21 protein-coding genes and 1 tRNA gene are annotated in these 24,652 nt (G+C 42.6%); 14 read left to right on the forward strand and 8 right to left on the reverse strand.

Annotated features, from left to right (window positions below; all coding sequences use genetic code 11):
- Positions 1 to 147 precede the first annotated feature (147 nt).
- From EQO05_RS10525 to EQO05_RS10550, 6 genes are all read left to right on the forward strand, one after another.
- On the forward strand, positions 148 to 609 hold the full coding sequence (locus EQO05_RS10525) for a metal-dependent transcriptional regulator (RefSeq protein ID WP_128506311.1): 462 nt from the start codon (positions 148 to 150) through the stop codon (positions 607 to 609).
- A gap of 198 nt (positions 610 to 807) precedes the next feature.
- On the forward strand, positions 808 to 1,821 hold the full coding sequence (locus EQO05_RS10530) for a metal ABC transporter solute-binding protein, Zn/Mn family (protein WP_128506313.1): 1,014 nt from the start codon (positions 808 to 810) through the stop codon (positions 1,819 to 1,821).
- An 88-nt stretch (positions 1,822 to 1,909) separates the two neighbouring features.
- Positions 1,910 to 2,674: a metal ABC transporter ATP-binding protein gene (locus tag EQO05_RS10535; RefSeq protein WP_128506315.1), complete on the forward strand. Its 765-nt coding sequence runs from the start codon at positions 1,910 to 1,912 to the stop codon at positions 2,672 to 2,674.
- Between the two features lie 38 nt (positions 2,675 to 2,712).
- Positions 2,713 to 3,549 (forward strand): metal ABC transporter permease, encoded by an 837-nt coding sequence (locus EQO05_RS10540; RefSeq protein ID WP_128506317.1) that lies wholly within the window; start codon positions 2,713 to 2,715, stop codon positions 3,547 to 3,549.
- Between the two features lie 570 nt (positions 3,550 to 4,119).
- Positions 4,120 to 4,575 carry a hypothetical protein gene (locus EQO05_RS10545; RefSeq protein WP_128506319.1) on the forward strand — a complete coding sequence of 152 codons (456 nt, stop codon included), beginning with the start codon at positions 4,120 to 4,122 and terminating at the stop codon, positions 4,573 to 4,575.
- Between the two features lie 1,152 nt (positions 4,576 to 5,727).
- On the forward strand, positions 5,728 to 6,480 hold the full coding sequence (locus tag EQO05_RS10550) for a nuclease-related domain-containing protein (protein WP_164888531.1): 753 nt from the start codon (positions 5,728 to 5,730) through the stop codon (positions 6,478 to 6,480).
- A gap of 79 nt (positions 6,481 to 6,559) precedes the next feature.
- On the opposite strand, the gene porB is transcribed toward EQO05_RS10550, so the two are convergent.
- From porB to EQO05_RS10580, 6 genes are all read right to left on the reverse strand, one after another.
- Positions 6,560 to 7,450 carry a pyruvate synthase subunit PorB gene (porB, locus tag EQO05_RS10555; protein ID WP_128506323.1) on the reverse strand — a complete coding sequence of 297 codons (891 nt, stop codon included), beginning with the start codon at positions 7,448 to 7,450 and terminating at the stop codon, positions 6,560 to 6,562.
- Positions 7,447 to 8,655 carry a pyruvate synthase subunit PorA gene (gene porA, locus EQO05_RS10560; protein WP_128506325.1) on the reverse strand — a complete coding sequence of 403 codons (1,209 nt, stop codon included), beginning with the start codon at positions 8,653 to 8,655 and terminating at the stop codon, positions 7,447 to 7,449. Before porA ends, porB begins: the two co-directional genes overlap by 4 nt.
- Positions 8,655 to 8,945, reverse strand: a complete 291-nt coding sequence (gene porD / locus EQO05_RS10565; RefSeq protein WP_205793783.1) for a pyruvate synthase subunit PorD — start codon at positions 8,943 to 8,945, stop codon at positions 8,655 to 8,657. The genes porA and porD overlap by 1 nt, the downstream gene beginning before the upstream one ends.
- 37 nt (positions 8,946 to 8,982) lie before the next feature.
- The gene (locus EQO05_RS10570) at positions 8,983 to 9,537 is read right to left on the reverse strand and encodes a pyruvate ferredoxin oxidoreductase subunit gamma (protein ID WP_128506329.1); all 555 of its coding nucleotides are present in this window, start codon (positions 9,535 to 9,537) and stop codon (positions 8,983 to 8,985) included.
- Between the two features lie 556 nt (positions 9,538 to 10,093).
- Positions 10,094 to 11,062 carry a tRNA dihydrouridine synthase DusB gene (gene dusB, locus EQO05_RS10575; protein WP_128506330.1) on the reverse strand — a complete coding sequence of 323 codons (969 nt, stop codon included), beginning with the start codon at positions 11,060 to 11,062 and terminating at the stop codon, positions 10,094 to 10,096.
- Positions 11,063 to 11,602: 540 nt separating this feature from the next.
- Positions 11,603 to 12,160, reverse strand: a complete 558-nt coding sequence (locus tag EQO05_RS10580) for a signal peptidase I (RefSeq protein ID WP_128506332.1) — start codon at positions 12,158 to 12,160, stop codon at positions 11,603 to 11,605.
- Between the two features lie 542 nt (positions 12,161 to 12,702).
- On the opposite strand from EQO05_RS10580, the gene EQO05_RS10585 reads away from it, so the two are divergent.
- From EQO05_RS10585 to EQO05_RS10615, 7 genes are all read left to right on the forward strand, one after another.
- Complete coding sequence (locus tag EQO05_RS10585) at positions 12,703 to 14,781, forward strand: DNA-directed DNA polymerase II small subunit (RefSeq protein WP_128506334.1); 2,079 nt, start codon at positions 12,703 to 12,705, stop codon at positions 14,779 to 14,781.
- A 106-nt stretch (positions 14,782 to 14,887) separates the two neighbouring features.
- A complete protein-coding gene (gene twy1 / locus EQO05_RS10590) occupies positions 14,888 to 15,916 on the forward strand; it encodes a 4-demethylwyosine synthase TYW1 (protein WP_128506336.1) in 1,029 nt (342 codons plus the stop codon).
- A gap of 771 nt (positions 15,917 to 16,687) precedes the next feature.
- Entirely contained in the window at positions 16,688 to 17,935 is a 1,248-nt protein-coding gene (gene prf1 / locus EQO05_RS10595; protein WP_128506338.1) for a peptide chain release factor aRF-1, read from the forward strand.
- A gap of 239 nt (positions 17,936 to 18,174) precedes the next feature.
- Entirely contained in the window at positions 18,175 to 19,884 is a 1,710-nt protein-coding gene (gene argS, locus EQO05_RS10600) for an arginine--tRNA ligase (RefSeq protein ID WP_128506340.1), read from the forward strand.
- A gap of 243 nt (positions 19,885 to 20,127) precedes the next feature.
- On the forward strand, positions 20,128 to 20,538 hold the full coding sequence (locus EQO05_RS10605) for a hypothetical protein (RefSeq protein WP_128506342.1): 411 nt from the start codon (positions 20,128 to 20,130) through the stop codon (positions 20,536 to 20,538).
- Positions 20,539 to 20,683: 145 nt separating this feature from the next.
- Positions 20,684 to 21,730 carry a methionine synthase gene (locus EQO05_RS10610; RefSeq protein ID WP_128506344.1) on the forward strand — a complete coding sequence of 349 codons (1,047 nt, stop codon included), beginning with the start codon at positions 20,684 to 20,686 and terminating at the stop codon, positions 21,728 to 21,730.
- A gap of 292 nt (positions 21,731 to 22,022) precedes the next feature.
- Positions 22,023 to 23,057: a methionine synthase gene (locus EQO05_RS10615; protein ID WP_128506346.1), complete on the forward strand. Its 1,035-nt coding sequence runs from the start codon at positions 22,023 to 22,025 to the stop codon at positions 23,055 to 23,057.
- Between the two features lie 244 nt (positions 23,058 to 23,301).
- Here the strand turns inward: EQO05_RS10615 and EQO05_RS10620 are convergent, their stop codons facing one another.
- On the reverse strand, positions 23,302 to 23,472 hold the full coding sequence (locus EQO05_RS10620) for a type II toxin-antitoxin system ParD family antitoxin (RefSeq protein ID WP_128506349.1): 171 nt from the start codon (positions 23,470 to 23,472) through the stop codon (positions 23,302 to 23,304).
- Between the two features lie 289 nt (positions 23,473 to 23,761).
- Positions 23,762 to 23,835 (reverse strand) — tRNA-Lys (locus tag EQO05_RS10625).
- Positions 23,836 to 24,363: 528 nt separating this feature from the next.
- Here EQO05_RS10625 and EQO05_RS10630 point away from each other — a divergent pair.
- Positions 24,364 to 24,570, forward strand: a complete 207-nt coding sequence (locus EQO05_RS10630) for a TRAM domain-containing protein (protein WP_128506359.1) — start codon at positions 24,364 to 24,366, stop codon at positions 24,568 to 24,570.
- Positions 24,571 to 24,652 lie beyond the last annotated feature (82 nt).

Raw genomic sequence — 24,652 nt, forward strand, 5'->3', positions numbered from 1 at the left:
ACCTTCTCTTACTCGGATATGATCCTTATTCTTCCAGTCTTCTTTCTTCCGGATCTTCTATTTTTTCTGATTTGCCTGAAGCACAACTATAGTTTTATAATTTGGTGTGTGGCAAACAATATATACCGGTTTTTTATATTCCTGTATATGAATGAGCAGAGTTATCCTGAGTTTACAGGCCTTGAACTCTCCCCGAGAAAGGTAGACTATCTTAAGTTCATTCTTGAAAGAGGAGGCACTGCAAAAACCACCGAGATTTCCTCAGGCATGCAGGTCGATCCTTCAACTACAAGCAAAACCTTAAACGAGCTTGCAAGTGCCGGCTATCTGAACCATGTTCCCTACAGGGGTGTGAACCTGACGGAGCTGGGGAAGGCATATACGCAATTTCTCGTCCGAAGGCACAGGATTCTCAGTCTTCTTTTAACTCACTACGGCCTGTCCTCGGAGGAAGCATGTGATGAAGTTTCGCGCTTTGAAGCATTCGTCTCCAGGGGGGCTGTAAATAAAATCTGCAGCTCGATGGGCCATCCTATGTTCGGGGTATGTGGTGAAATAAGTCATGAAAAATGCCTGCATGAGGAAAACCATCATTCAATGCCGAAATAAATTTGGGGTTACACCAAAAAAATTTCCTTGTATCTCAAAAGTTTGGGGCATACCCAAATTCTGGATATTACGGACTCCTGACGCAATAATAAACTCTGGATGCCCCAGATTTATTTTCCCTGACATCGGTCTCATCTAATCCAGAAGTCAATTCAGGAACCAATAAAAAGCAAAAGTGAAGAAAGCGGGATCTCAAGTATGAATCTGAAAATTCTACCTTTATTAGTGCTCTTGACCATAGGTCTGAGCCTTTTCGCCAGCGGCTGTACAGGTCCAGACGATTCCCGGACTAATGGAAATACAGGACAGGAAGTAGAAGCAGTAGAGTCGGATGAGCCTATAATCGTAGCCGTAAGTGTGCCCCCCCAGGCTGAATTTGTAGAAAAAGTGGGCGGAGATAAAGTAAAAACCGTTATCGTCATTCCTCCTGGATCAGATCCTCACACTTACGAGCCTTCTCCACGGGAACTGGAGGACGTGAGCGAAGCCAGTATGTATGCAACAGTCGGGAGTGGAATGCCCTTTGAAGAAGTCTGGATCGAGAGGTTCAGAAGCACCAGCAGCGAGACTCTAATAGTGAATTCTTCGAATGGAATCCAGCTTAAAGAGCTGGCTGCCCATGATCACGAAGAAACGGGAGAAGAACATGCAGGAGAACTTGAAATCGATCATGCAAATGAGAGCGAAGCCGATCACGGAAACAATGATGACGGTCACGATGAATCCGAACTGGACCCACACATCTGGACATCTCCTTCAAATGCAAAGTTAATGGTCGAAAATATCTATGAAGGGCTTGTGGTAATCGACCCTGAAAACAAAGAGTATTATGCCCAGAATAAGAATGCTTACCTGGTAGAACTGGATGCCCTGGACGCGAAAATTCGGGAAAGACTCGAAGGGAAGAAAGAAAGGAATTTCATGGTTTATCATCCTTCGTGGGGCTATTTTGCAGCAGATTACAACCTTACTATGATCCCTGTTGAAATTGAAGGAAAAGAGCCGAGTGCTAAGGACCTTGCTGAACTTATAGATCTGGCAAAAGAAAAGCAGGTTAAAGTAATCTTTGTTCAACCTCAGTTCAGTACGAGAAATGCTCAGGCTGTAGCTGAGGGAATAGACGGTGAAGTCATAGCTGTTGACCCCCTTGCAAAGGATTACATTGCAAACATGGATAGAGTATCCGATGCTTTTGCCAGAAACCTTGTATGAAACCGAAAAGGTCCTTATTCGAGTTTCATAGCTAAATACCAGAAGAACGTAATCCAATAAAGTAAAAACGATATCTGAAGGGAAGGCAATGGAAAAGGTTATAGAATTAAAGGATATCTGGGTTCGTTACGGAAATCAGATAATTCTTGAGGCAATAAATCTGGAACTTAAAGAGCCCCATGGACTGCTTGGGATAATCGGACCAAACGGAGGAGGAAAAACCACATTTCTTAAATTGCTTCTCGGGCTTTTGAAACCTTACAGGGGCAGTGTGAGACTTTTTGGGAGACCTCCCGAAAAGAGTAGAGAGCTCGTAGGCTATGTCCCTCAATACAGAGGTTTTGATTTTGATTTTCCCATCAGCGTCTGGGAAGTTGTGCTTACAGGCAGGATAAGCCATACGGGTTTCCTGAGAAAGTATCGGGAAGAAGACAGAAAAGCTGCCGAAGAAGCCCTGAAGACGGTAGAGATGTTCCAGTATAGGGACAGGCAGATCGGTCAGCTTTCGGGCGGTCAGCGGCAGAGAGTCCTTATTGCACGAGCTCTTGCCACTAACCCCAAACTCCTGCTTCTGGACGAACCAAACTCCGGGCTTGATCCCCATATGCAGGATGAACTATACCGCCTTCTGGACAGGCTCAAACATGAAATGGCGATTATCATGGTTACCCACGATCTCAGTGCGGTTTCGGTTTATGTTGATAAAATAGCCTGCTTAAACCGCACCCTCCATTACCATAACTCCAGGGAAATCCCGATTGAAGACCTGGAAGCTACCTACCAGTGTCCTGTCGAGCTGATTGCCCATGGAATACCCCACAGGGTATTGAGTAGCCATGAGGGGAACCGCTGAAGATCAAAATTAGTTCGAAAAACGAGGGAGAAATAAAAATGTTTGATCTTCTGCAATACAATTTTATCCAGAATGCCCTTGTAGCCGCAGTCCTGGCAAGCATAGCCTGCGGGATTATTGGGGTCTATGTTGTCGTCAAGAAAATAGTCTTTATCAGCGGAGGGATAGCCCATGCTTCATTTGGAGGTATTGGGCTGGGTTATTACCTGGGAGTCAATCCTATGCTCGGCGTCCTTCCCTTTAGCCTGATCTCTGCTCTTGTAATGGGGACCGTAAGCAAGAAGTCTAAGATCCCGGAAGACAGTGCTATAGGTATACTCTGGTCTCTTGGAATGGCGCTTGGGATAATTTTTGTCTACCTGACCCCTGGATACGCCCCTGATCTTATGACATATCTTTTCGGTAATATTCTCACAGTACCCCGTTTCGACCTTTATTTCATGCTGGTACTTGATATCGTGATAATAGGTGCAGTTTACTTATTTTATAAGGAATTCCTTGCTCTCTGTTTTGACGAAGAATTCACAACCGTGCAGGGTCTTCCCACAGAGAAGCTTTACCTTTTCCTGCTCTGTATTATCGCGCTGACAATTGTAGTTCTTATTAAAGTCGTGGGTATTATCCTTGTAATTGCCCTTCTTACTATTCCTGCTTCTCTGAGCCGCAAATTCACTTATAACCTGAAGCAAATGATGTTGATTTCCATAGCTTTCGGAACTGTGATCAGCGTGACTGGAATAGGTCTTTCATATGCTCTCGATGTCCCATCCGGTGCAACGATCATTCTCGTGTTGAGCTTTGTATATGGGCTTGTAGCCTTCGGGATGGAGATGCTTGAAAATAGAAGAAGTTCAGGCGACTTAAAGGAATCCTGATCTCTATTGTGCCAGGCTACGGTACATTCTGTCTTCCCTGATATCCCGATATCTTCTCTGATATCCCGATATCTTCCCTGATATCTCATACCCGTTCTGATATCTCGATATCCTTTCTGATATCCTGATATCTTCCCTGATATCATATATGATGCCTTCCCATTTCGTGCCTGATTATTATAAGTGCAAACTTTAGCGGAATTGAGTAATGATTCCTTTCTTAATTATATTTACTCTGTTTTATTAAGACAAAATTTTATATATGGTGAGATGCAAGAGCCTAATCGTTTAATTGATTTCATTTTATAGAATCCGGGGACTAAACCTCTCAGATGGATTCGTAAAGAAAAAACGGAATCTGAAGCATCTAACCCGTGTGCGTACAACTGCTTCGAGTGGGGAAGTGACGGATACGCCGGCGAGCTAAACACACTGGATCTACCTGGAGCCACCCAAGCCAGATCCATTAAGTGTATCTGAAAGCCACCTCTAAGCAATGACTGAACCTGTTACATAAGAACGGGAACCACCAGATTGTTTATTAAAACAAAATGCCACCAGGGTGATAAAATGGATCGTGATACAACCCGGGATCAAAATATAAAAGAAAACGAAAACTTCGATGGAGAATACCTCGGCCTTCCGGACATCCCCCTTCCGGAGACTGATAACGTGCTGTATTCAATCCTGAACTCTTTAAACCAGAATATCGCAGATTTTCACACCTTTGTGAAATTCAACCCCTATCTGTCTGAAGATCACCTGAACGTCGAATTGCTTAAAAGAAGTATGGGAATCCATAGGGACTTTGCAGCTCTGTTCCTGCACACCAAAGAAGAACTGGTATTTACTTACCCCGAATTTATAGAAAAAACCGAAAAATTGCTGTTCAAGGGGGATGTTGGTACCGACTGTATAAAATATACGCACAAATTATGCAGAGCGATAAGCGATTATAAAATCGCCCTGCACAGAGAAGGCTATTTGCCTGATCTTAGAAGACAGTTACCGTTAGTTGATCTGTAATCATCCGGTAACTTACTTTTTTTCTATAAAACTATCTCTTTTACTAACATCTGAAGCCGAGTTTTAGTTCCGGTTTTAAAAATACCGTGAAAGCCATAAAAGATCCTAAGAATTCTAAAAACTCTAATCTTTTAAGCAGGTCAGGATGTTCTCAAACTTCGGCTTAAACCCAGTGCAAGAAGAATTTCTTCCCTGCTTATGCCTCAACTCATTATATATTTTACAGTACTTCCGGAATCTTATATTTGATTTTCAGTACATCCGTAGTTTTATATTACAAAAAGATATCTGGATTGCAAGGCATCTGTAAAAAACGGTGTCCTTGAAAAAAGGTATCTTAAAAAACGACATTCGAAAAACGGTATCTTAAAAAACGGTATCTTAAAAAACGGATTTCGAAAAACGGATTTCTTAAAAAACGGTCTACGAAAAACGGTATTTTTTGAAAGTGGCTCAAAAAACGATACAAAAACGGCATTTAAAAACAGATGCCTATTTATGTTTAATATTGAACTTATTCTTATTGTCTCAACAGTCATTGGACCTTTCTAATTTGACTCAGCAATTCTTTTCTCTCTACTTTGCACTTCTCATTTTAGTGTTTAATATTCTCAAGAGCCAACCTAAGCATATTCTCAGGTTGATTCTGGAAAGTCCTACGTAATGTTCTCTCGATACTACACATTATACAGCTAATGCTCTTACTATTTGAGAGCCTAAACGACTATTTATACAGATAGATCGGCTCTAAAAAACTATAGCTTAAATAGATAGGTTGTCTAATTTTAAACTTATTCTATAAGAACATTGTAAGGTGGAGTCTTTATCGTTCAAGTTTTAGGGCATTCGGGTGCTGAGAAAAGTTTAATCAAGATTACCGGACAGTTCGGATTTCAATTTGGATGCCTTGATGACATATCTAAAGAGGAAAAATATCTTAAAAACCAGTACACGCTGAGATATCCGGCTGAATGCAACAGGGTTGAAACTGAAATAAAAGATCTGGAAGTTGAAATAGGTAATCTTGAAAGAGTAATAGAATCGAAATCATTCGAAATTAAGAGCGATATTAACCTGAGGATCAAAAATCTCGAGAGGGAAATCTACGAACTCGAAAATATCAAATTTAGTCTGGGTTCTTTATTTTCATATTTGAGAGCTAAATTAACTTTATACAATAAGACAAGGCTCATTCAGGATTTGAAACTCAGCCCTCAAAAAGAGATTGATAGATTATTGACAAGGGAGCACTCTGATTTTCAAAACTTGAATAATAAATATGTGTATTTAAATAACAATAAAAATGAAGAGATAAAAAGGCGCCTGCATCCGCTTCCTGAAAATCTCGAGAATATAAAGAAAATTAAAAAAACCAATGAGTATAAAGGTGCAGTAGGAGAGTTAGCGGCAATCAAAAACCTTGAGAATTTACCTCAAGATTATTTCCTTCTCAACGATTTATTCCTGGAGCTTAATGAGTATATAAACTTCCAGGGTTCAAGACTGAGATCAGCACAGATAGATCACCTGGTTGTGGGTCCGACTGGAGTTTATATTATTGAGGTGAAGAACTGGAGTTATGAGTACGTTCAGAAAGTATTCAATGAGAGCTCTTATACGCCTTATGATCAAATTCAGAGAAGCAGTTACCTCATTTACAGGTACCTCAACAGCCTTAAATATGGAAATACGTTTCAGAAAATATACTTCCGACTTGCAAAAGGCGAGATAAGGGTAAAGTCAATAATCGCTGTCACAGGCGCAGATATTCCTTATATAAAAGAGAAACATACGGCTGTGGTGCGTTCAAACGAATTAAGCGACTACATCAAAAAAGGCTCTCAAAGTCTTTCTTCCGAGGAAGCCCGTGAGATTGCCGAAAAATTAAGCTCTCGAGTTCTATAATTCCCGTAATCTCTAAAATAAAGGAGATAAACTTGAAACTTTAAGGTGAAAATAAAGTTAAAAAACAGAACTTCAGTTTTCACTGAAGCCCGAAGTGTTTTATGTTCCAGTCTGCAGCAGCCTGGATTTTCTTTATTTCTTCGTCTCCGCCTTCCATGGTGAAGAGATGCTTGAACCTTTTCTGGGTCTTGAGGTACTCTTCGACAGGTCTCGGATCCTTAACCTTCCTGACCTGGGTAATTTCTCCGTTTTCCATCTCATACATGGGCCAGAGGCAGGTTTCGACTGCGAGCTTGGCGATTTCAAGGGTCTTGGAGGTATCAAAGCCCCAGCCAGTTGTACAGGGGGCGTGGGCATGAATGTAGGTCGGACCTACGATCTCGGTGGCTTTCTTAACCTTACGCATCATGTCCCTGGGGAAACCTATAGAGGTTGTGGCTACATACGGTGAGCCATGGGCTGCCATAATTGCAGGCATATCCTTTTTGGGGCGTGGGTTTCCAAAGGAGACTTTTCCTGCCGGACTTGTTGTGGTGCTGGCGTCATAAGGCGTTCCGCTGCTGCGCTGAATTCCGGTGTTCATATAGGCTTCGTTGTCCATACAGACATAGGTAAAGTCGTGACCCCGCTCGAAAGCGCCTGAAAGGGCACCTATTCCAATGTCCATGGTCGAACCGTCGCCTCCGATTGCTATAACCTTGGTGTTGTTCTTTTTGCCAAGAGCTTTTAACGCAGCTTCCACTCCAGAGGCAACTGCGCCTGCGTTTTCAAAGAGGGAGTGGATCCACGGAACCTGCCAGGAAGAATTCGGGAAAGGTGTAGACATTACTTCAAGGCAGCCTGTCGGGTTAACTATTATAGTGTCCGGGCCTGAGCCCATGAGTGTGAATTTTGCAGCAAAGGCATCACAACAGCCTGCGCAGCCGCTGTGTCCGGAGCTGATATATGTTTTTGGTGCGGTTTTGCTCATAGCAACTCCTCCTTAAGGTCCAGGAATCTGCTTTCAACTGCAATTCCGGACTTTGCAACTTTTTTGGTTTCTTCAATAACCTTTGCAATGCTTTCGGCGCGAATGTCTCTACCTCCATGTCCGACTGTGTAACCGGTTACGGGTACGCGGACATTGCTGTTGTAGAGGCAGGACTTAGTCTCGGTAAAGAGAGCTCCTTCATTTGTACCTATTGAGATGTTTTTGTCAAGTACGACAACAGCGTGTGCATTCTTAATGGCTTCTTTAACCTGTTCCTTCGGGAACGGCCTGAAGGATCTTACCTTTAAGACACCGATTTTTTCTCCTCTTGCCCTGTACTCGTCAACAACGTCCTTGACAGTTCCGAGGATAGAGCCCATAGACATGACAATAATTTCAGCATCATCAAGCATGTACCCATCAATAAGCCCTCCATGGAACCTGCCAAAGACTTCCTCGAATTCCTTCGCGACAGCCTCGATCTTCGGAAGAGCTTTCTGCATTGCCTGTTCCTGTAGATACCTGAACTCTTCATAGGTATCCGGGGCTGCAAAGGCTCCAAAAGTCTTGGGATCTAGAGGGTCAAGAATGTTTTCGGGCTGGAAAGCAGGAAGGAAAGCATCGGTTAGTTCCTGTTCAAGCAGGACAACAGGCTCGTAAACATGAGACAGGATAAAGCCGTCCATGCAGACCATACCCGGAAGCATGATTTCATTGTCTTCTGCAATTTTATAGATCTGGGGAAGGGTGTCAGCTGCTTCCTGAACGTCTTCTACATAGAGCTGGAGCCAGCCTGTATCCCTCTGCGCAATTGCGTCCTGGTGATCGTTCCAGATATTGATCGGTGCGCCTACTGCCCTGTTAGCCACGGTCATTATAATCGGGAGCCTCATACCTGAGGTGTTAAAAAGCGCCTCGTGCATTAGCAAAAGTCCCTGGGAGGTTGTTGCTGAATAGGTTCTTGCGCCAACTGCTGATGCTCCTATCAGTGCAGAGATTGCTGAGAACTCGGATTCCACATTAATATACTCACAGTTGGGAATTTCCCCATCTGCCATGAACTGAGATAGATCTTCAACAATGTGGGTCTGGGGAGTAATCGGGTAGGCTGAAATTACATTTGGGCGGCAGATTTTCGCGGAATGGGCTACTGCATAGGAACCTTCCACAACCACCATTTTTTTCTTATAAGCCGGATCAATCATTATTTCTCCTCCAGAATCATTTCAATTGCATCTGCAGGGCACTCGTTTGCACAGATGCCGCAACCTTTGCAGTAATCGTAATCATATTCAAAAAAGCCATCTTCCCTGGGTTTGACAGACATATCAGGGCAGACAATCTCACAGATCCCGCACTTGGTGCACTTCTCGTAAATATAAACAGGACGGAAGTTTCTCCAGCCCCCTGTCTTGTTTTTAAGGGTTGAACCAGGTTTACAGACTCTGCAGTGTGTAATATTTAGACCTGCCTCTTTCTCTGTCTCGGTTTTCAGAACTTCAGGACGTATCTTGCGGTCTTGTTCAGATCCATTACTCATGCTTTTCTTCCCCCCTTATAAGCTTATAGGCCTTCTGGATTGCGTTTGCATTCTTTTCTCCGACCTTTCCTGGGAAACGAGCTCTTATTGCATGCTGTATGGATTCGACATTGATTTCTCCGGTTGCACCCGCAAAAGCACCAAGGAGGACGGTGTTTACAATGGGGATACCTATAATATCCATTGCCACCTTTGTAGCGTCCACGGTCATGACCCTGGCTTTTGTATTGAGTTTCAGGCTTTCCGGCGTTTCGGTTGTGTTAACAATAATTATCCCGTCGTCCTGTATTCCGCTTGCAACGTCAACGGTTTCAAGCAGGGTTGCATCCTGGACAATAACATAATCCGGAGTGTAAATCTGGCTTCGAAGCCTGATAGGATTATTGCTAATCCTTGTGAATGCCTGCACTGGGGCACCTCTACGCTCTACCCCAAAAGCGGGGAAGGCCTGGCTGAACTTTCCATCTTCAAAAGCTGCAACGGAAAGCAGTTCAGCCGCGGTAACAGAACCCTGGCCTCCTCGACCGTGTATTCTGATTTCCTTCATCTGGATTCTCCTTTTTAATGCGGTTTTATTTATCGTTTTTCTAATGTTTTTCGATTTTTTGCTATTCTCGGCAGTCTGTTTGGCAAGTCTTTATTGGCTGTCTAGCACACTGCTAGTAATTGAATGTTGATCGAATTAACCTGATATTATTCAATTTATTAACTTGTCAGACGCGGCAGGCATCTGACCCTTTCTTCAGGCACGGCTATTATAATATACTGGTAGTAATACACATGCAGGTTCAGGAATCCAAAAACCTGGGTGGCTAATTGTTAACCTGCATTTTTTTTAATTCATTGAGCTATAGTTGATATTGAGAGCGTCTATCCTCAATTCCGAGTTCACGCCGTTTTATGCCTGATAGTTCATGGATAATAGTGTAGAATATTATTAGGTTTTCGGTGAAACAAAGAAATTCTTTATATATATTTCTGATCGATAATTATTTTTTAAGCGTAGTATATTTATTATTTTTCAGGTTAACTTGCCTTATGTACATGGTTTGTCGCACTATCGCTGTAAACGAAAGTCCCATAAAAAAATATGGGATATTTTATTATTTCACCTGATAGGAATTGTTTATTAACTCAATTAACGCCTTTCCATCCTTCAGATTATTAACCTTTTCCCTGATCTGCCGCGAGCCACGCAGCCCTTTTGTAAACCAGTGAGCATGCGTTCTCAGGTTTGTGGATGAGCAAAGACCATATTCCTCAAGTAAGGCAACATAGTTCTTGAAATCCTCTAGTTGCCGGGCCTGCATGTCAATTTCCAGCTTTTCCCCGGTTTCCAGATAGTGCCTTATTCTTTTAAAAACAAAAGGATTCCCCATTGCTGCACGCCCTATCATAAGCCCGTCACAGCCTGTAAAGTCAAGGGCTGATTCGGCGGACTCTTCGTCCCTTATATCACCGTTTGCGATCACAGGAATGGAGAGTTCCTGTTTCACCGCTTTGATCGTTTTAAAGTCCGAACTTCCGGAGTACATCTGCTCTGCCCTCCTGCCATGTACGGTCAGGGCGGAAGCTCCAGCCTTTTCTATAAGGTGCGCAATCTCAAGGGTTTCTTCTTCCCTTTCTAGAATGCGGATTTTTGCAGTTATAGGGGTTTTCAGGGCATCGGTCAGCTCTGAGATTATTCCGTATACAAGCTTTCCGGAATTGAGAAGAGCCGAACCGCATCCTGTTCCTGTAATGCGCTGTGCGGGACAGCCCATATTCACGTCAATGAGTTCAGGCCTATATTCATCCTCAATAAAGAGCGCAGCTTCCCTCAGCTTTTCAGGGGAATTCCCTAAAAGCTGAATCCCAAAAGGCCGGTCTTCAGGGGAACTCAGTCCTTTGAGATGCGATTTCCGGTTTTCATTGAGCAACGCATCTGCACTGATCATTTCAGTGTAGGTAAGGTCAGCTCCATTCTGCCTGCAGAGCAGCCTGAAAGCCAGGTTTGTCACGTCTGCCATAGGCGCAAGAAGAAGGTTTCCAGGAGTTTGGGTCTTTCCGATTTTTAATTTATTGAGTTTCATTTTTCCGACGGTTTTTAACTGTTTTTTATTGGCTTTGACTGCTTTCTCATTCCTTTCCTTTATTTATCTGTTTTGGAATTGCTCCCTTTTTCAGAAATTACAGTTACCAGTTTTTCTCTAATTTATGAGCTCTATTTCTGACTTTCAAGGTTCTTTCGATTCTCTTGGCCCATTTTTGTTTTTGAGGTTTCTTTTTTGAGGCAAGTTATGATTTTCTAAGTGCTGATGTTATTTATTGAGAGTTCTACCCTGATTTGCTGGAACTGAAGAATTCGCACATTTCTAGCAAAATCCGCACAATTGGTTAAAAGCATTATTATAAAAAATATAAGTTAAGGAAATTACTGGAAATTATAAAAGAAGGCGAATTATGGTAGATTATACCGTAAGTCAAATTACTGGAAATTATAATTTAAGGCAAAATATGAATCGTGAGCCTGAACACGGATATAAAGCTTATAAAGAAAAACGATACTTCAGCCGTCTGGTAAAGAAGACGGTTCAGGATGTTAAAAATAGGTCGAGCAGTCTATAACCTGCTCATGAAAAGAACAGCCTGATATATCCCAGATAAGGAATCCTGTACTGTGCAATTCCTATAATCCATTCATCTCTTACAGGCATTTCGTAGCTTATCTGCCCTTCCTGGTCGAAATGGGTATTGGTTATAACGTTATCTCCTTTAGTAATATAGCCGGAATACGGAGCAATGGGACCGTTTTCCCACATCGGCTCTCCCGTTTCCACCCTGTACATAGCCCTGTGAATTATCGGAGTTACCCCTTCCTCTCCATATGGTCGATAGAGAATCACGTCCCCGTAATTTTCGAAAGACGTATAACCAATGTTTTGTCCTTCCTCGTTTGTGATAACATTTACTCGATCGACGCTCTTAATGAAAATAATATCTCCTACCTGCATATGCGGCTCCATACTCCCCGATTCCACCGCGACCATAGGAGTCCAAAGCCCGAATGCCAGCTTGGAAAGGACCATGAAAATGATCAGGACAGCTACAACAGACAGCAAATCCTTTCCAAGGGAAACCCAGGGGTTTTCCTGTTCCTGGACACTGTTTTCCTTATTAATTTCGCTCATAATCAGCCTTTATTCTTTTGGTTTTATTCTTTAGGGCGCTGCACCATATGTATTAGTTAGGTCTTGTTTTTCATCCGGTATTGTCCGGCTGAAATCCGTTTGATTAATCTGCTATGTGACCTCAGGTATAACACGATCGTCTGGCTTCTAATGCAGCCGCAGACCGTTTACAGTTCTATACTCTACTGTTCTGACTTATATAAAGTTAGTCAAAAATTAGTTTATTTAGCTCTCCCGGTAAATTTACTCAAGTTCACTCAAGATTTGTTTTTATTCTATATTAATTTTCAATTAACCTGGTTACTGGAATAGATCGGAATTAATAACTATAGTATTCTATCGGAACATATAAAAGTTTCATAAGATTCTTCTTTATAGTAACGAATTAAATTTAGCATATTATTTCGGATCTTATCAATTTTTATATTTTAAGCAGGCTTTTGCTTTAGCCTTCCAGGTCCAAAGTGAAATCCTTCTGATGCCAGCAACAGGCACGAAAACCCGGAAGATCTCAGATAGTTCGGAAAGGTCAGGTCGGAATTATGGAAAAAAGTAACATTATCAGGGCTGTTATGGAAAAAGCGTATCAGATTAGCCCTGAAGCTGTGGAACTCATCCTCTCCAGTGATTCTCCCGAAGACCTGCTCAAATATGTCCTCTCAACTGTAAACAACTCTGTTATTGTCATAGGGATCGAGGATATAGATCTTGAAGGTTTTGTCGTTTCCGGAAAGGTTTCAAAGCCGATTTACGCAGGAAATGAAAAAAAACCTGGACCCGAAACTTCTTCAGGAGAGCCGCCTTCTGATAAGCTACAGGTCTCTTATCCGGAAGAAAGTAAGTTTCTTTCAGGAACTTCCATACCCTCGCCCGGGTCATGCAACCTGTCTCCGGAGCCGGAACTTTCTTTAAAGGCTGACCCTTCTTTTAATCCGGACTCGTTTTTAGAACCTGCTTTTCCTTCCGAGCCTATTGCCCCCTCAGAGCCGGATACTGTTATTGCAACTCCTGACCCGGTTATAAAATCGTCTCAAGTCCCGGTCTCTGATGCTATCTCAGTTCCGGATATTGCTCCGGATATAAATCAAGACACAGCTTATGAACCCGCTCCGGATATTGAACCAGATACTTTTTCATCTGAGAAAGCTCCGGACTCTTATTTCGCCTCAAACTCCACTTTTTCAGTAAAGGCAGTGCCTCCTACTTTTCCCTCTCATTCTTCCCAGAATATAAACAGGTCAGCCTCTTCTTTCTTCGGGCAGGGGAGTTCTCTTCCCTCGCCTTCTTCAAATCGGATGTTCAGAGCAGAGCCTACCTCATCCGTTTCTGGTAACGGGCTATTTTCCGTCTCCAGAGATGAATACAAACATTATCCGGGTAAAAACCCTGTAACGGTAATTTCGGATATAACAGGGCATTCCACCTGCGTTGGAGAATATACACAATTTGTGCAGTACTTCAGAGATAGATATAGCAGGCTTTCGGAAATTATCCGGGGAAGGATTAATGCGCGTCCAATCGAGAGTTTAAAAAGGAGAAGTTTCCGCAGGGGAGGGGACGGAAGTTCTGAAGAAATCTCGATTATAGGCATGGTTTCCGATTTCAGCAGCACTACCAACGGCCATAAAATTCTGTCTCTGGAGGATCCTACAGGTTCTTTTTCAGTACTTATAAGGAATGCAGATAAAGAGCTTTTTGAACTGGCTTCAAGAATTCTTCTTGATGAGGTCATAGGTGTAACGGGTTCGGTAACCAATGACGGTAACCTTATGATTGCTACAAAACTAATACAACCCGATGCCCCGAATAACGTCCAGCGCAGAACCGGAAACCACGGGAAAGCTGTCCTTATTTCGGACGTGCATGTGGGCAGCTCTCAGTTTCTGGAAGACGCCTGGCTGGATTTTCTGGATTTTTTAAAAGGAGAGTCGGATTCGGAAGATATGAGGGAACTTGCTGCCAGCATCCGTTATCTTGTTGTCGCAGGAGACCTTGTTGATGGGATAGGAATCTATCCTGACCAGGAAACGGAACTGAATATCCTGAATGTCTATGAACAGTACAGGAAAGCCGCCGAGTACTTCAGGGAAATTCCCGAGCATATTCGCGTAATCATAAGTCCGGGCAACCACGATGCAGTTCGCCAGGCAGAACCCCAGCCCGCCCTGCCGGATAATATTCAGGCTGATTTCCCTCAAAATGTTGTTTTCGTTGGTAATCCTGCTCTTGTGGAACTTGACGGTATTCGGGTTCTTATCTATCACGGCAGGTCGATTGATGATCTTGTGGCGAGTATCCCGGGGGTCTCGTATCAGGAACCTGCAGGGGCAGTCCTTGAGATGTTAAAGCGCAGGCACCTTGCTCCAACCTATGGAAGCAGAGTTTCTATATCTCCCGAGAAAAAAGATTATTTTGTAATCGATCCAGTGCCTGATATCATCCATACGGGCCACGTCCACACCCTCGGAGTCCAGCGTTATAAAAATGTCCTCCTGGTCAATTCCGGAACCTGGCAGGACCAGACCGAATTCCAGAAACGTGTAAATCTAATACCTGTGCCTGCCAGAGTGCCGATTGTCGATCTTGAGGATCTGGACGTAAAGATCCTTGCGTTTGACTGAATACAGATCATTACAGGTTATGGCGCGTTTATATTGGGTTACTGAAGCTATCTCCAAAATTATTTTCCGATTCTTATATATACCACAATGATTTAATATTCGGAAAATGCCTCTTGAAGAAAGAAAAGAAAAAGCCGGGGAAGATTTTCCGGAAGTTCAGGAAGAAAGCCGGGATAGAGAGTCTGCTACCCTTCCCTTTGATATCCCCGATTTCCAAACTCTCCTGAAAAAACAGGGCTATGCTCTGGCAGGCCGTCACTCGGCTGTTAAGACCTGTCTCTGGCTCAGACACGCTATGAATGGCCAGGGTTTCTGTTATAAATCAAAGTTTTACGGAGTTCAGTCTCACCGCTGCCTTCAGATGACTCCAACGCTTATATGCAATCAACGCTGCCTTTTCTGCTGGCGCCCTACTGAGGTCGCTGTTCCTGCGCCTGAGGAATGGGATTCGCCTGAGAAGATAGTGGAAGAAAGCATTGCCTGCCAGCGGAAATTAATTACCGGGTTTGGCGGTTCTCCTAATGCACTTAAAGAGCGCTGGCTTGAGGGCAATGAGCCGAACAATGTTGCAATCTCCCTGTCCGGAGAGCCGACCTTTTACCCTTATCTTCCACAGCTTATTGAGGAGTACGAAAAAAGGGGTTTTACAACTTTTCTCGTCACAAACGGCACAATCCCGGATATGCTTGCAAAAATTTCCCCTTCTCAGCTCTACATGAGTCTTGATGCGCCGGATCTTGAGACCTACCTGAAGGTCTGCCAGCCCAGATCGCCTGCACTCTGGAAAAAAATCAATGAATCCCTGTCCATCCTGAATCAGAAAAAATCAAGGACAGTCATCCGGACCACTCTGGTCAAAGGTGAAAATATGTCCAAGCCCGAGGCTTATGCCAGGCTTATAGAAAAAGCCTCTCCCGATTTTGTAGAGATAAAAGCGTACATGCACCTGGGTTTCTCACGGCTCAGGCTTGACCGTTCCTCAATGCCGACCCATGAGGAAGTTCTCGAATTTTCAAAGGAACTTGCAAATCATCTTGGATATAAAATTGCAGACGAATCCGAAATCAGCAGGGTAGTCCTGCTCTCAAAGGACGGAAAAAAATCTCCGGCTAAAAAGTTTTCCTGCCCTGATTAATCCGCTCTTAACTATCTCCCACCTTGATAACCAGTAATTTCAATGTAGTTAGACACAGGAAGATTTTTATATGTATATGAATATATAAACTAAGTTAGGGGATAGAAACAAATATAAACTCAGATTTCAATTAGGATACATTCCAGCAGGGATTAGTCCAATTTTAAACTAATTAGATACAGTTTGAGTAAAATTATGTCTCACATCTAGTGATATCAACAGAGCACGAAACAGATCAGGTTACGCATTACGAGAGCTGGCTTTTTACCGGAATTTCGCGGTGTCGGCTTTTCTGGCAGGCGTACTCTTACTTTCGGTTTTTCGTGTTCGGAACGGTTTTTACATTCAGCTTTCGGTTGAGACAGGAACTCGCTGTGTGATTTGTTGTTATCAAATCCTCTGTTAACCCTTGTTAAGCTAACCGAAAAGCTAAACGGATGGTAGACTGAACAATAAAACTTACTAAGATCTTACCTTAAGAATGTAAAGTTGAAACTCTCAAATATGCTTTCAAATCCGAGGATCTCAGGAAGGCTCAATGATCCCATTGACAACTTCAAACAGGTTCAGCAGTTTAAGTTAATTCTATAACTTAAATTGACTCATAATTCAAATAATTCATAGTTCTAAATAATTAGAAAGCTAGCTTAATTCGCCTTAAATTTACCAATTTCAATCGAAGAGATATAATTTCAAACTCAATAACGGATTCAACCTCAAATTCACCAGAAATATCAAAATTTTGTACTTTCTTTACGGGGAACCTTTAAAATGACTGAACAATCTGCACACGAAAAATACGAATTTAAAAAGAAGCTTGAAAGCTTGAGGGATAAAAAGGGAAGAAGTACCGAGCTAATCTCTCTTTATATTCCTGCTGACAAGCAGATTTTTGACGTTACAAACCAGTTGAAAGACGAGCATGGTCAGGCTGCAAACATCAAGTCCAAGCTCACCAGGACGAATGTACAGGGAGCCATTGAGTCCCTTCTTTCAAGGCTCAGATACCTTGACAAGGTTCCTGAAAATGGAATCGTATATTTCACAGGAGCCGTGGATATCGGGGCCAACAAGACAAGCATGGAAAGCGAAGTAATTGTCCCTCCGGAACCCATTACTGTTTATAAATATCATTGCGATTCCTCTTTCTATCTTGAGCCTCTTGAGGATATGCTCAAGGACAAAGGTACCTTCGGGCTTCTTGTCCTTGACCGCAGAGAAGCTACAGTAGGGCTTCTGGTCGGAAAGCGAATTCAGGCTTTCCGCAACCTGACCTCAACAGTTCCGGGCAAGCAGAGAAAAGGTGGTCAGAGTGCTCATCGTTTCCAGCAGCTCAGGCTCATTGCTATCCATGATTTCTACAAGCGGGTAGGAGATGCTGCAAGTGAGATTTTCCTTGCCGTTGATCCTAAAGATCTCAAAGGTATCCTGATAGGAGGGCCTTCCCCCACAAAAGAAGAATTCCATGCCGGGGAGTTCCTGCACCATGAGCTTATGAAAAAGATTCTTGGGCTCTTTGATACGGCATATACGGACGAATCCGGGCTTTCAGAACTGGTAAATAATGCCGGAGATAAGCTTCAAGACCTTGAGCTCATGGGGCAGAAGAACGCTGTCAGGGCTTTCTTCAAAGAACTGATTGCTGATTCAGGCAAAGTAGCTTATGGGGAGACTCAGGTCCGGGCAAACCTTGAGATTAATGCTGTGGACGTGCTTCTGCTTTCCGAAGATCTGCGGGCTGAAAGGGTGACCACGAAATGCACTGTTTGCGGCTATGAAAATAAATGGACACGGCGTTGGAAGCCAGGCGAACATGCTCCTACAGTCGGGAACTGTCCGAATTGTGGAGCTTCCCTTGAGGTTACGGATATTACCGATGTTGTGGACGAACTCTCAGCACTTGCCGACAAGAGCAATGCGAAAGTCACTTTCGTATCCACGGACTTTGACGAAGGTTCGCAGCTCATGAATGCTTTCGGTGGCATTGCTGCAATTCTAAGGTACAGTACCGGGGTCTGATCTCTTCCAGACTCCTACCAATACTTTTTATCCAATACTTTTTATCCAATACTTTTTATCCAATACTTTTTTAATTAGACCGTCCTTAGATCACTGATCAAATTAGTAGCTTAAAACTGTAAATTAAAACTGTAGCTGAAAACTGAACTGTAACTTAAAACTGTAGCTTAAAACTGTAAATCAGAATCCGTAAATCGAAATTATCACATTGTTTTCATAGTTTTTACAGGTGATTTATCTTGTTCCTGGAATTTAAAGCTCAGGCTATATCAATCCTAAAAGATGCTATCCGAAAGGTCGGACTTGAAATCGAAGACTCCGAACTTTATTTCGAGACCTCTGCTCATGCTGATCTTGCAAGCAGGGCTGCTTTCAAGCTGGCAAGCCTTTACAGGCAAAACCCCAAAGAGCTTGCATCCCGTATCGTTTCTGCGGTCGAAATTCCGGATGGTTCTTATATAGGGGAGGTAAGTGCCTCAGGCCCTTACATTAACTTCCATGCAGGCAGGCACTATCTGGACCGCACAGTTACTGCGGTTCTGGAAGAGAAAGAGAAATTTGGCTGCGGAGCTCCAAAAGATAAAATCTTACTTGAGCATACCTCAGCAAACCCGAACGGTCCGCTGCACGTGGGGCACATCCGAAATTCCATTATCGGAGATACCCTTGCCCGCATTCTCAGGCGAGCAGGATACGATGTGGAAGTACAATATTATGTCAATGATATGGGCCGCCAGATTGCGGTAGTTTCCTGGGCATGCGAACGTTTCGAGCTTGACCTTTCCAGGAAACCCGATTCTGCCATTGCTGATGTGTATATTAAAGCCAATATCGACCTGGATAAGAACCCGGACTACGTAAAGGAAATCGATGCTCTCATGGAAAAGGTAGAAGCCGGGGATATCAGGACGATCGATAGTTTTGATAAAGCAGTTTCTCTGGCGGTTTCCGGAATTAAGGAGACCCTGCTTCGCCTGAACGTTGCCCACGACAGGTTTGTCAGTGAATCCACTTTTCTTAAATCCGGAGCAGTACATGACATTGTCGAGCGTATCAAAGCGACAGGAAGGACAAAGACCGATAAAGGAGCTCTTGTGGTAGACCTTTCGGATTACGGGTTTGAAAAAACCCTTGTTATCCAGCGCTCAAACGGAACCTCCCTTTATACAACCAGGGATCTTGCCTACCATGAATGGAAAGCCGGACAGGCAGACCGCATAATTGATGTTTTCGGAGCTGACCACAAGTTGATTTCAGGCCAGCTCAGAGCCACCCTGAACGCAATTGGGATCAAGGAGCCTGAGGTCGTCATCTTCGAGTTTGTCTCCCTTCCTGAAGGCTCAATGAGCACCCGCCGCGGGCAATTCATAAGTGCAGATGAGCTCTTTGACAGAATTATAGAAGCTGCCCTTGAACAGGTCGAAACCCGCCGTCCTGAGACCTCCTCTGAGTTCAAAAAGCAGGTTGCGGAAATGGTAGGAATGGGTGCGGTAAGATACGATATAGTAAGGGTCTCCCCGGAAAAATCCACGGTCTTTAACTGGAAAGAGGCTCTTGATTTCGAAAAACAGGGAGCTCCCTACATCCAGTATTCTCACGCCCGCGCTTGCAGTATTCTTGAGAAAGCAAAAGAAGAGGCAGCATGGAATCCCTCCGCAGAAGTTGAGCCTGCTCTTCTCGTCGAGGATACTGAAATTGATCTTATCAAGAAGATGGCAATGTTTGACAGCATAATCGACCTTGGAGCCCGCGAACTCAAACCGCATGTGCTTGCGATCTACGCCCGTGAACTCGCTGATGCTTTTAATCAGTTCTACCGCTTTGTCCCAGTAATTGCTGCCGAGGACGAAAAAGTCAGGGCTGCAAGACTGGCTCTTGTGGACTGCGCAAGGATCGTGCTTGCAAACTCGCTTGATACACTTGGAATTTCAGCTCCCGATTCCATGTAAAGGATAAATTCCGCATAAAAAACAAAAAAAGGGCTGAAGATTCCTTTTCCCTTTTTTCTTTTCTTCTTATTTGTCTTTAATTTCCGTTTTTGCTCTACCGTTTAAGTATGGTTCAGACAGTGGTGTCGTTCGGACCACTTGCCGGTGAAAGACCTCATATACCCTCCCGTATAGAGGGGTCTGAGAAAAATATAAAATCCTTTACAGTAAAATAATAGTTTATTAATGCTACTGCTGGATATTATGACCACGATAAATGAAGCTTTTCGGATGTTCCTGGATGAACAGGAAGCCAGTTTGAAGCCTGATGTCTTCCTGGACTTTGAAGACGCAATCCTTCTCTACGAGGAATTTCTGGAATTCAGTGCAGAAGATTCTTTTTCTGAGGAAGACAGGGAACTTTACAATGCCCGGCAAGAACACGAAAATAAAAGTTACTGCGATATTTTCGGCCCTGAACATCTCACTCCTTCAGGAATTAAGGACTTTCTCGATAATTATGTAGTTGAGGTCGGAGGAGGCAAGAAGTTTGTCGGAACAGCTGCCAGGATCCTTGCAAAGTTCTTTGAATGGGTTCAGGAGAAAGGTTTTATTGACGAGAAAGCCTTTGAAGTAAACAGTGAGGTTCTCAGGAGATACAAGAAAAGATTTTAAGTATTTTAACAAAATTCTTTTGCTTTAGCTGTTTTTATAACGACAAACTATCCGGCTGATCAAATCAATCACATTTTAAGATAAGTTATTTCATTTAAGTTAATTCCAATACTTATAATACTTGATACTGTCTTACATATCAGGTATGCAAGACATTATTTTTATTGATGGAGGCAGCCTTCCCACGCCTGAGGGTATTACGAGGGAATGGGTAAAGACTGCGGCTGAGAACCGGGATGAGGACGAGAAACTTTTTTCCTTAGTACGGGAGGCTTTCCGGAGGAAAATCGATGTGGGGGTGCACGTCCCCACTTATCCCCAGTTTAGAGATATGATAGGGCAGTTTCTGGACATTATTAAAAATGAAAAGAACTGTTATGAGCCTTATGTACTCAAAGAGGAAAATGCAAAGATTCTTGAGCTGGAGATAATTGACGAGGTTGCAAAGCAGTACAGGGAAGAGACCGGAGAAACGCTTGAAGTCAGGGTGTGTATTGCAGGCCCGACCGATCTGTACCTCCAGACCTTCGGGGCAACGGATTATGTGGATGCATATCATGTCCTTGCACTGGATATTGAAGACTTCATAAAACAGGCTTTTGAGGCTGCCAAAAATTTCAAAATAAAGGTTATAGCCCTTGACGAGCCAAGCCTCGGGATAAATGACAGGATTCAGTTTTCGGACTCCGATATTGTCTCTGCTCTCACCGTTGCGTCTGCCTATGCCAGGAAACAGGGTGCAGATATGGAGATTCACCTTCATTCCCCTTTAAAATACAAGCTTATCTGCGAGACACCAATCAATGTTATAGGTTTCGAGTATGCGGCAAGTCCTTCCTACCTGAGCCTCCTGAATAAGGAAGTGCTTGAGAATTCAAACACCTTCATCAGGCTCGGAGTTTCGAGAACCGACATCTCCGGTCTTATAGGCATTGTCAATGAAACGTACGGGGTCAATGCCTGGAAGGAAAAAGAATATATGCAGAAAATCGTTACCGACCTTGAGACTCCCGAAACTGTGAAAAAGAGGCTTGAAACGGCTTATTCCGTGCTTGGAGATCGGATAAAGTATGCAAGCCCGGATTGCGGGCTCGCTTTCTGGCCGGATCAGGAACTTGCTTTTAAATTGCTTGAGAATACCGCAAAAGGCATCAATGAATTTAACGCCGAAAAGATGAGACCGGAAGAATAATCCTTTCCTTAATGGTTGGACAGCCGGATGAGAACTTAGTTCATTCTAATTTTTCATTTGTTTGTCCTATTTTTTCTATTTTTTGTATCCCGTTTTTTTATTTTTTGTTTATCTCATCTTCTCCTTTTTTTGTTTATCCCGTTTTTTCTATTTTTTGTTTATCTCATCTTCTCCTTTTTTGTTTATCCCGTTTTCTCCTTTTTTTGTTTTTTGCTTTTCCAGCATTTTTTCTATATTTTTATTTTTTCCGTCTTCCAATAACGCTAAATCCTTAAAGGTCTACTAAGAGGATATGGAAGAAATCATCTTTGACGATATTGGAAGTTATCCCCTTCCTGACGGAGTCAGTAAGGAATGGATCCAAAACGCCTTTAAAACGAGAGAAGAAGATGAGAAACTCTTTACGATAATCAATGATGCCTTTCAGCAGAAAGTAGATGCAGGTGTGGATGTTCCTACCTATCCCCAGTATCAGGATATGAATGAGCAATTCCTGAAGGTTATTCGCGATTCTAATTGCTGTGACAATCCTTTTGAAGTAAAGCTTGAGTGCGCCAGAATCGAGGAACTTGAAGCTATAGAGAAGGTTGCAAAAGCCTATAAGGAGCAATTCGGGGAAACTCTGAAGGTCCGGATCTGTGTAACCGGTCCCACCGAACTCTATTTGAGAGAATTTGGAGGTACACGGTATACGGATATCTATTCTCTTTTTGCAAAAAGCGTGAATAATTTCGTTAGAAATTCCATGAGATCTGCAAAAAATTTCAAGATCACTACGGTTTCTATTGATGAGCCAAGCATAGGGTTGAACCCTGAGATAACTTTTGATGAGAATGATATTATCTCTGCCTTTACAGACGCCTCAAAAGCTGCAAGCAAGTGGGGAGCCGATGTAGAGATTCATCTTCATTCCCCTCTTTACTATAATCTTGCATGTGAGACCCCTACAATAAATGTTATAGGAGTAGAGTCCGCAGGTACGCCTTCCTATCTGGAATTGATAGACAGGAAAATTCTGGAAGATACGGATTCTTTCCTGAGGCTCGGAATTGCAAGAACTGATATTTTCACCCTGGCAGGAATCCTTAACGAGAAATACTGTACCAACGTCTGGAAAAACCAGGAATACCTTCCGGAAATTGTTAGCCAGCTTGAGACCCCGGCTACCATAACCAAAAGGCTCAGGGTGTATTACAGGCGGTTCGGCAACCTGATAAAATATGTAGGTCCTGACTGCGGGCTCGGATCCTGGCCTAACCAGAGGATAGCCTTTATCCTGCTTTCCAATGTAGCTCAGGGCATAACGGATTTCAGGGAATCTCTCTAACCCTGAACTCTTTAATTAGCTTTTATATGAAATTTATTTCGGGAATTCCTGACCTGAAAGGTTCGCAGCCTGAGAGATCAGCCTTCATTTTTCTTTCCAGTGGAAACTACACAGAAGTACAGGTTTTCTTAAAAAATAGCCGATAGATGGCAAAGCACAGTGGAAACAAAGGGGTAATTTTTATCATTTATTTTTATAATTATTTTTCCCCGGGTTTTTATTCGTTTTTACTTGTCTTTTCTAATCATTTATCGAGTCTCCCGTGCCTTCTATCGATGTCATCCATCATATCCAGCATCTTTCGAATGGCAGTTCGGATAGCATCAGACTGACTGACAAATTTTTTGTTATCTCCCACATGCCTGTTAAGGTCATCCAGAAGCTCCTGAGGGATTTCAACGCTTACTTTTGGCATTAGAGCTCACCCATTCAGACTTTATATACTAAAGTTTATTAATCAATAATTTATTTCTAAATGTATTGCTCTTTTAATGAGATAAGATTGAATAAACCTGTTTAATGAGTTATTGAATTGAAAATTCGACTATCGGAATGAGCAGATTTATCGCTGGTAATCTATACCATTTAATATTTTGCCTGCACCAGGCGATATGATGTTAGGATACTTGCGTTATCTCATTGAGAAAAAACTTAATAAAATGCAGGCTTTTAAAGCGGAAAAATTCATAAAAAAGATGACGTAGCGGGCCCGAAGGGATTTGAACCCCCGGCCTATGGATTAAGAGTCCATCGCTCTGCCTGACTAAGCTACGGGCCCACGCATCGTTATTCTCATTGAATGAGCGACTCTCACAATGTATCTTTAAATATTTATAAGTTTCGGCACAGGCGATTATCTTCCTGAAATTTGCGAAATTAAACCAGAGTCCTATAGAAATTACTAAGCTCTTTCAGGAAAGTTGCCTCTCATAAATCTTTACTTTAATAGAGAAATATATTTTTATTTGGGTTAATTTTATTTTTTAAATGAATTGACCTTATTTAAGTATCTTTAAAATTAGAAATCAGAAGTCTGAAAACCGGACATTGAATCTTCTCCTAACTTCATTATTTTTCTTTTTTTTATAGACATTAAAGCAAAACGTTATATACAAGCGAATATGAGTATGACCATTAATTGACTTATCCGAAGCTCTGTTGGGGATCAATTAATCAAATAGATTAAGTAGAATGTGTACTTCCTGAATTTGGGTTCTCAAGTTTGGCTTGTTAAGTACTGTTTTTACTCTTTTCTGTCGATAGAGCTTTCCTAAGCTGATTAATAGAAGTTAAAGGAATGAATGTAATGTTTAGAGACGAACGTACTTCTGTGCCCATTGAAGAGGGCGAAACTTACGATGTAACAATTCAGGATATTGCTCGCCAGGGAGACGGCATTGCCCGTATCGAAGGTTTTGTAGTTTTTGTCCCGAATACGAGTGTTGGCGATGAAGTCCAGATTAAGATCGAAAGAGTACTTCCCAAATTTGCATTTGCAAGCGTTGTCGAGTAAATGCGGGGAAATAAAATAATCACGTTAAATTAAGTAAATTAAAGGAATGGTTTTCATGTTCAGAGAAGAAAGTCGCTCAGTC

It is taken from the genome of Methanosarcina sp. MSH10X1 (genome assembly GCF_004099695.1).
Classification (GTDB): domain Archaea; phylum Halobacteriota; class Methanosarcinia; order Methanosarcinales; family Methanosarcinaceae; genus Methanosarcina.